This is a genomic window from Leptolyngbya sp. FACHB-36, from assembly GCF_014695955.1.
Classification (GTDB): Bacteria; Cyanobacteriota; Cyanobacteriia; order Leptolyngbyales; family Leptolyngbyaceae; genus FACHB-36.
Genome location: NZ_JACJPG010000558.1, coordinates 1 through 6,675, shown reverse-complemented (window position 1 = coordinate 6,675; position 6,675 = coordinate 1). Strand labels below are relative to the sequence as shown.

General features: G+C 53.1%; 8 protein-coding genes. 5 read left to right on the top strand and 3 right to left on the bottom strand.

Annotated features, from left to right (window positions below):
- Both H6F43_RS15995 and H6F43_RS15990 read right to left on the bottom strand, forming a co-directional pair.
- Positions 1 to 1,301: PD40 domain-containing protein (locus H6F43_RS15995; RefSeq protein ID WP_190343718.1), on the bottom strand; the 1,301-nt coding region annotated here is incomplete at its 3' end.
- Positions 1,302 to 1,356: 55 nt separating this feature from the next.
- The gene (locus H6F43_RS15990) at positions 1,357 to 2,025 is read right to left on the bottom strand and encodes a serine protease (RefSeq protein ID WP_190343717.1); all 669 of its coding nucleotides are present in this window, start codon (positions 2,023 to 2,025) and stop codon (positions 1,357 to 1,359) included.
- A gap of 114 nt (positions 2,026 to 2,139) precedes the next feature.
- On the opposite strand from H6F43_RS15990, the gene H6F43_RS15985 reads away from it, so the two are divergent.
- Positions 2,140 to 2,805, top strand: coding sequence for a hypothetical protein (locus tag H6F43_RS15985; protein WP_190343716.1), 666 nt, complete (start codon positions 2,140 to 2,142; stop codon positions 2,803 to 2,805).
- Between the two features lie 173 nt (positions 2,806 to 2,978).
- Here H6F43_RS15985 and H6F43_RS15980 read toward each other — a convergent pair whose 3' ends face one another.
- Complete coding sequence (locus tag H6F43_RS15980; RefSeq protein ID WP_190343715.1) at positions 2,979 to 3,824, bottom strand: peptidoglycan-binding protein; 846 nt, start codon at positions 3,822 to 3,824, stop codon at positions 2,979 to 2,981.
- A 507-nt stretch (positions 3,825 to 4,331) separates the two neighbouring features.
- Here H6F43_RS15980 and H6F43_RS15975 point away from each other — a divergent pair.
- From H6F43_RS15975 to H6F43_RS15960, 4 genes are all read left to right on the top strand, one after another.
- Positions 4,332 to 4,625 (top strand): hypothetical protein, encoded by a 294-nt coding sequence (locus H6F43_RS15975; protein ID WP_190343714.1) that lies wholly within the window; start codon positions 4,332 to 4,334, stop codon positions 4,623 to 4,625.
- Between the two features lie 289 nt (positions 4,626 to 4,914).
- Complete coding sequence (locus H6F43_RS15970; RefSeq protein ID WP_190343713.1) at positions 4,915 to 5,085, top strand: ssl1498 family light-harvesting-like protein; 171 nt, start codon at positions 4,915 to 4,917, stop codon at positions 5,083 to 5,085.
- A 128-nt stretch (positions 5,086 to 5,213) separates the two neighbouring features.
- Positions 5,214 to 6,176, top strand: coding sequence for an orange carotenoid protein N-terminal domain-containing protein (locus tag H6F43_RS15965; RefSeq protein ID WP_190343712.1), 963 nt, complete (start codon positions 5,214 to 5,216; stop codon positions 6,174 to 6,176).
- Positions 6,177 to 6,406: 230 nt separating this feature from the next.
- Positions 6,407 to 6,675: ATP-binding cassette domain-containing protein (locus H6F43_RS15960; RefSeq protein ID WP_190343711.1), on the top strand; the 269-nt coding region annotated here is incomplete at its 3' end.

The window sequence follows — 6,675 nt, the reverse complement described above, 5'->3', positions numbered from 1 at the left end:
ACGGCAAAGCCGCGACTGGTCCAGTACTGAATCCGCAAGTTGAAGCTGGTCGAGGTAGCCGCCGTGGGACCCCCGTGGCTTTTAACTAACAGCGGCGGACGTTCCCCATCTGGAGCTACGTAGTCACGATTCTTCGGCAAATATAAAAAGCCGTAAGCGGTCAGTCCATTCTCGGTGGGAAACTCGATCGGCTTTGGAACCGAGAGATAGGCGGAATCTAATTTCAATTCGCTAGAGCGACGCAGCACCTGAATCTCATGCGTTTTCAAATCAAGCTGAGCAATCACGCCTGGCTCCGTTGCCGAGCCTGCGCTAAACACGACCGTTTCAGCGGCTGTATGGATACCCCCGATTTCGGTGTAGGGCGTCTTAATCGCCGTTAGTTGCTTGGTCACAAGGTTCAGCATCGCCAAACGCGATACGCCTTGATCGCTGTAAGTGCAAATTAATTGGTCCGACGACTTGATCGCATAGTGGGAGATGCCAAAAATCCAGTGAGGCGAACCAAACTCCGCCTGCATAGGACACAGTAGCTCAACTTGATTCGTCCAGCGGTAGAGATTCCACCAGCCAGAGCGATCGGAGATAAAGTACAGCGTGCCGTCCGGCGACCACTCTGGCTGAAGCACTGATTCCGCACTGCCGCCCGCGATCGTCGTTGCGGTGGCGATCGTGCCCTCCGGAGTCAACTGCGCCAGCCACAGCTCAGTGCTGTCCCACGGCATGTCGGGGTGATTCCAGCACAGCCACGCTAGCTGTGTTCCATCAGGACTAAGGCGAGGCGATGAGTAAAAGTCGCTGCCCGACACTAGCACCTCCTGCTCCGACGCACCGTCTAGAGGAACGCTGACGATCGTATTCACCGCTTCGCCCTCGCCCGTGTGGTCTTCGCGCACGCAGATGAGGCGATCGCGTGCTGGATCGATCGTGCCATCTGCGTATCGCCACGCCGTTTCAGGCGTAATTGCCACAGGCTCTTCGGTGCCAGCCTGCTGATACAGCCGCTGGTCGGCAAAATTCGAGAAGTACACCGTTCCCTGATGCACCAGGTAGGAACCGCCGCCGTACTCGTGAACGCGCGTGCGGACATTGAAGGGAGCAGGCGTCAGATCGATCGTTTCTCCGTCTGGCATCCGCCGCACCAGCACGTTTCGCCCTGCTTCTGTCGGTCGCAGTTCTGTCCAGTACACCTCCTCTCCATCCAGTCGGACCTGCCCCAGCCCGATCGTTCCTGCCACAATTAGCTCCGAGGTAATCGGCGATTTCCAAGAGCCGTAGGGAGCGATCTGGGGTTGAGTCATGGGAGTCTCCGGGGGTAGAGGGTGAGCAAAAGCGGATGGCTAGCTATTAGTTATCCTACCGATCTCCTTCTGGATTGAACGATCGAGAATTTCGCTCAACGAACTTCCGTGCGGTTAGGACACTGGTGGCGAGTCCGCTACCGTCGTCGAGGAGTCCTTTGTTGACACCGACGAGTTCGCCTTGAGCGTTGAGCAGGGGTCCGCCGGAGTTTCCGGGCTGCAAGAGTCCAGCGCTGGTTTGCAGGCTGCCGTGCTGGGTGAGGCGTCGGAAGGTGCCAGCGGTCAGGGTTCCGCTGCGTCCAGATGGACTGCCGATCGCGTACACGGGCTGTCCGGGTTGTAAGGCATTTGTGGCGAAGCGCAGTGTGGGAAAGCGATCGGAGGTGACAAGCTGCACGAGAGCAAGATCGTGCTGCAGATCGATCGCCGTAACACGACCGCTGTAGGTTTTACCACTGATCGTTTTGACCGTAACCACGGCATGATTCAGAGCGTGCTTGCTGGTCAAGATCACGCCGTTCGCGGTGATCAAGCTGCCAGCGCTAATTTCGCCATTGCTGTCGATCGTAACTACGGCTGGCTTTACCTGCTGAACGGGTGCTTCCAACGATCGCGCCGATGGCGTTGAAATAGACTGCGGCGATCGTGGTGGGATTGCGTCTGTGCGGAGGCTGGAATGGAAAGCATTGCGACTCGCGATCGCGCCACAGGCCAGCACGACCATCGGTATTCCCAACCGCGTTATTCCCAACCGCCAATGCTTCATTCCTGACTAGATGGTGTAAATTAGCTGGAGCGATCGCCCGCTGTTTCTTAAATTACTTCAGCGATAGCCGCCATGCGTGTTCACTACAGGGTTGCGTTATTCAGTCTTACGCTCGGTCTGAGCGGATGCGGATCGGTCCAGCTGCCGTTGTTAGGTGGGCAATCAGAGCCATCTCCTGCCCCCACGATCGCGGTGTCTAAGGCACCTGCACCCAAAGCATCTCCGCCAAAAGCGACGAGTGCTTCCAATGCTGCCGCGCGATCGCCCCAACCAAAATCCGCGTCTCGATCGCCGCTGACGCTGCAAAAGCTGAAGAATACAGAGTATTACGTGGTGGCAGACAGTCCTGCCCCGCTGAAAAACGGCAAATATCAGGATAAACGGCGATCGTTTTCCCTAGGCGACGTCGTTGCCTACGGCGACCTCAACCGCGACGGCATTAAAGACGCAGTGACGACGCTCGACATTGCGATCGGCGGCAGAACCTTCACCTACCTTGCCAGCGTGCTCAACCAAAACGGCAGCCCCAAAAATGTCTCGTCAGAGTTTTTGGGAGAGCGAGTAAAGGTCAAGACGTTGGCAGCCAACGCCGGAAAGATTACGGTCAAGATGGACAAATACGCACCGGGCGATGCGGCATGCTGCCCTAGCCAGGAAGTTAGCCGAGGCTACACGTTCAAGGAAACCAAGCCCTCGACAGCAAAAGCCCCAACGCCCAAGCCGACAAAGCCGCAATAAGCTGGTGACAGCCGCACCAATTCAGAGCAGCTATTCACGCGATGTGGGACTTAAGCTCCGACTCCGCTTTTTGGTGGAATAGCATCCCGGCTGTCTTGATTGGACAGGCGGGATGCTATTCCACAACCGATCTGAAAAAGTCGCACATCGCGCTATTGGCTATTCAGTACACGTTAGTCCAGGTAGTTTGTCGCGACCCAGCCGCCACCCTCTGCTCGCTGCCAGAGATAACCGTCTGCCTCAACGGTGCCGCCGCTGGTACCGACGTATGAATTGTCGGATGCACCGTCAATGCGACCATATCCCAGCCCTGGACCCGATCGAATGTTGACGCCGATGCCAGAATTAGTTGAGACGTAGCCACCGCTGCCGCCCCCAGGAAACGAAACGGGACGCTCAGAGCCACCGTTATCGTTACCACCGTAAGTGTAGTCTGCGGCAACCCAGCCACGACCCGGAACCCGAGTCCATGTATAGCCATCACGATTTACCGTGTTTGAGTAATCTTGGCTGAGATAGGCTCCGTCACCGGCACCACCTACTCTGGCATAGCCAAGTCCCGGACCGGAGCGAATATTGACGCCAATTCTCGAAGGGGTAGATACATACCCAACGGGGCGATATTTCTCATCCAACCCCAGAGCCGTTGCAGTTTCCTTCCCGACAACGCCATCAATTTGCTTTAGACCCTGCCGAATTTGGAAGTCAGTGACTGCCGCCTCGGTCTTGGGACCGTATTGCCCGTCTGCCTGGATGCCCAGCGCCTTTTGCACTGCCTGAACTTTGGCACCAGAGCTACCGGCTCCTTGCACAGGAGTTGCTGCCATCGCCCGATCGGACCCTGTACTCAACACGGTGGCTGTGACTGCGATGCCCGCTGCCGTCATTAAGGCAGAGTTTGGAAGGTTCACATCAAGCGACCGCAACTCCGGTGTTGGATTGGGGTCTTCGTGGTTAATTGCGGCATGAATAAAGCCGATCGTTTCCATAACTTCCTCGCTTGCTTCGTAAGTAGGCATTAATGCATAAACTCAGCAACCAGCCGTTAAGCCAATTGCCGCCTCGGATTATGCAGATATGCCATTTGGTAGATGTGAAATCAATTTTTCAAACAGGATTAGTTTGATACCTTAGTCGTGCGGCTGGCACGATCGTGGAAGCGAAAACGTCGAGAAGCGAAGCTTTCTGCTATCCGCTTGCATCCAGAAGTAGCACGCTAAGTGAAAATTAAGTCCATGAATGAAAAATTGTTTAAACCCTACCACGCTGCTTAATTCTTGGGAATCCTCCCCAGAGAAATTCACGCTGAAATTCCGTCTATTTGTGGCAATTCTTAACTAAAACTATCGATTTCTACTCTACGATCGCTTATTCTTCCGAAATCGTAGTAATACAGATTCAGCAGCGACCCAAAGTTAGAGATTTAACCACCGCGATCGCTTTAGAACACTCGCTACACTTAGCTCGCCACGTTGTAGAAACGGAATTTGTACACTGGTTGTAAGACTTGTTTTAGCGCCCGCCCCATGAGAACCAGAATCGAAGACGAGATTGTATTTATCCATCAGGACGATGTGCCTGCGTATAAAAAGGGCGGTTCGATTGTACGAAACAGCTATTTTTGGGCGCTGAAATCGATCGCAGCCCAAGCCTATCGCCAGCGAGACTGGGAATACGACGCCGAAGTCTGGCTAGCACTACAACGAATGCTGCTGTCGTTTACGGAGTCGGGCTATCTGGGACTGCGAGAAACGATTTTGGAGTTTCCGCCAGACGCGGAAATTCCTGCGATTCTCAAACCTGTCTCCACCTGGGAGTAGGTTAAACGACCAGAGGAATCTGGAGCAAAATTTTTGACTGGTTGCCTTCTGTAGTTACAGAAGGCAACCAATGTTTCTCATAAATCTATAGTTCCAGAACTTGTGAAGTTGAACCCTTTTTGCCCTCTAACTCCCGTTCTAAGAGACTTAGAGCGCTTCGGGCATACCAGAAACGTAAGATTTTACTTCTCATAAAGCTAGATCCTGGCTCAGAAATCCTGAGGAGGTATTGCTCATTTGTAAAGTCTCTGTTACATTGCTTTACATAACGTAACAGAAGGAAATTTCCATGCGCTACACCACCGACGAACGAGGCATTTTGAACAACTACGCGATCGAGCCTGTGGTTTATGCAGCTGAGTATCCGTCTCTAGATCAGCAGCGCCAGTACAAGCTGCAAGCTGCCTGCGCCGCCCTGCTGATGGTTTCAACGCTGCTAGCCGCTTTTGCAGTGAGCTAGAGCTTTACAAAAGCTGCCTCTCTGTCAAGCCTCTCTGTCAAGTAAGTGTCTTGCTTACCCTCTTAACTGATTTGGAATTGTTCCAGATCTAATCGGTTCAATGGGATTTTTCTCTGGAGACTCCAACTATGGCTATTACCCTCGAATCGGCTCGGTCAATTTTTCCTAGCACCCTAGTTGCGGACATTGTTCCAGCCACAACGGAATCATTCAATCAACTGAGTGCAGAAGATCAGCTAGCGCTAATCTGGTTTGCATACACAGAGATGGGCAGATCAATTACGGTTGCTGCTCCAGGGGCAGCTAATATGATTCTTGCTCAGGGCATTTTGGAGCAGATTAAGCAGATGCCGCCGGAAGCGCAGACCCAAGTCATGTGTGACTTGGCAAACCGCACCGACACGCCAATTTGTCGCTCTTATGCGTCCTTCACCATGAACATCAAGCTAGGGTTCTGGTATCAGTTGGGCGAATGGATGGCGCAAGGATTGGTTGCTCCGATTCCACCAGGGTACCAACTGTCTTCAGATGCAAATGCCGTATTAGAAGCCATTCGTAAAGCCGATCCGGGTCAGCAAATTACAATCCTACGCAATACGGTTGTCAATATGGGATTCGATCCCAATGCTCCTGGAAGCTACAAGCGAGTTGAAGATCCAGTTGTGGCACCGACTGAGATGGCATCTCGAACAAAAGTAATGATCGACGGCATTACCAACGCGACCGTCCTTAGTTACATCAACAACATGAACGCCAACGACTTTGAAGCGGCGATCGCCTTGTTTAATCCCGAAGGTGCGTTACAGCCTCCGTTTGAACGACCGATCGTTGGTCGCAGTGCCATTCTCGCTTACATGCGGGAACAGTGCCAGGGACTCAAAATGATTCCAGAGCGAGGCGTTGCTGAACCTGCTGAAGAAGGCTACACGCCCATTAAGGTTACGGGCAAGGTTCAGTCTCCCTGGTTTGGCGCAAGCGTGGGCATGAACATTGCGTGGCGATTCTTGCTCGATCCTCAAGGCAAGATCTTCTTTGTCGCCGTTGACCTGCTAGCGTCTACCAAAGAGCTGCTGAACTTAGTGCGTCGCTAAAGCTTGCGTCTGAGTCGCATTGATCCATTTGGTTCATATCAAGAGCGCATGGGCAACGTCCATGCGCTCTTTAGCAGAGCGACTGAATGAAGCATTTATCACTCAATGGTACGTAAGGTTCTGCCCAGAAGCAGTTGTTCTCAGCCCAGAACGATCGCTACGCTTGACCGCAGTGACTGTTTATCCGGATACTCAGTCCATTAATCGCATTCGTTAAAACCGCCCACACTATGTCCGTTGCCGTCTCCCTGCAAAACGTCTACAAAGTATTTAGCAAAGCACCTGTTGTCAACGATCTGTCATTTGAAATTCAGGCTGGAGAGATGTTTGGACTGCTGGGACCAAATGGTGCAGGCAAGTCAACCACAATTCGGATGCTGACAACCCTGACTAAGCCGACGCAGGGACAGATTCAGGTTGCCGGATACGATGTGGTGCGGCAGCGATCGCAGGTGAAACGTCGCATTGGAGTCGTGCTGCAACAAACCAGCGTCGATGG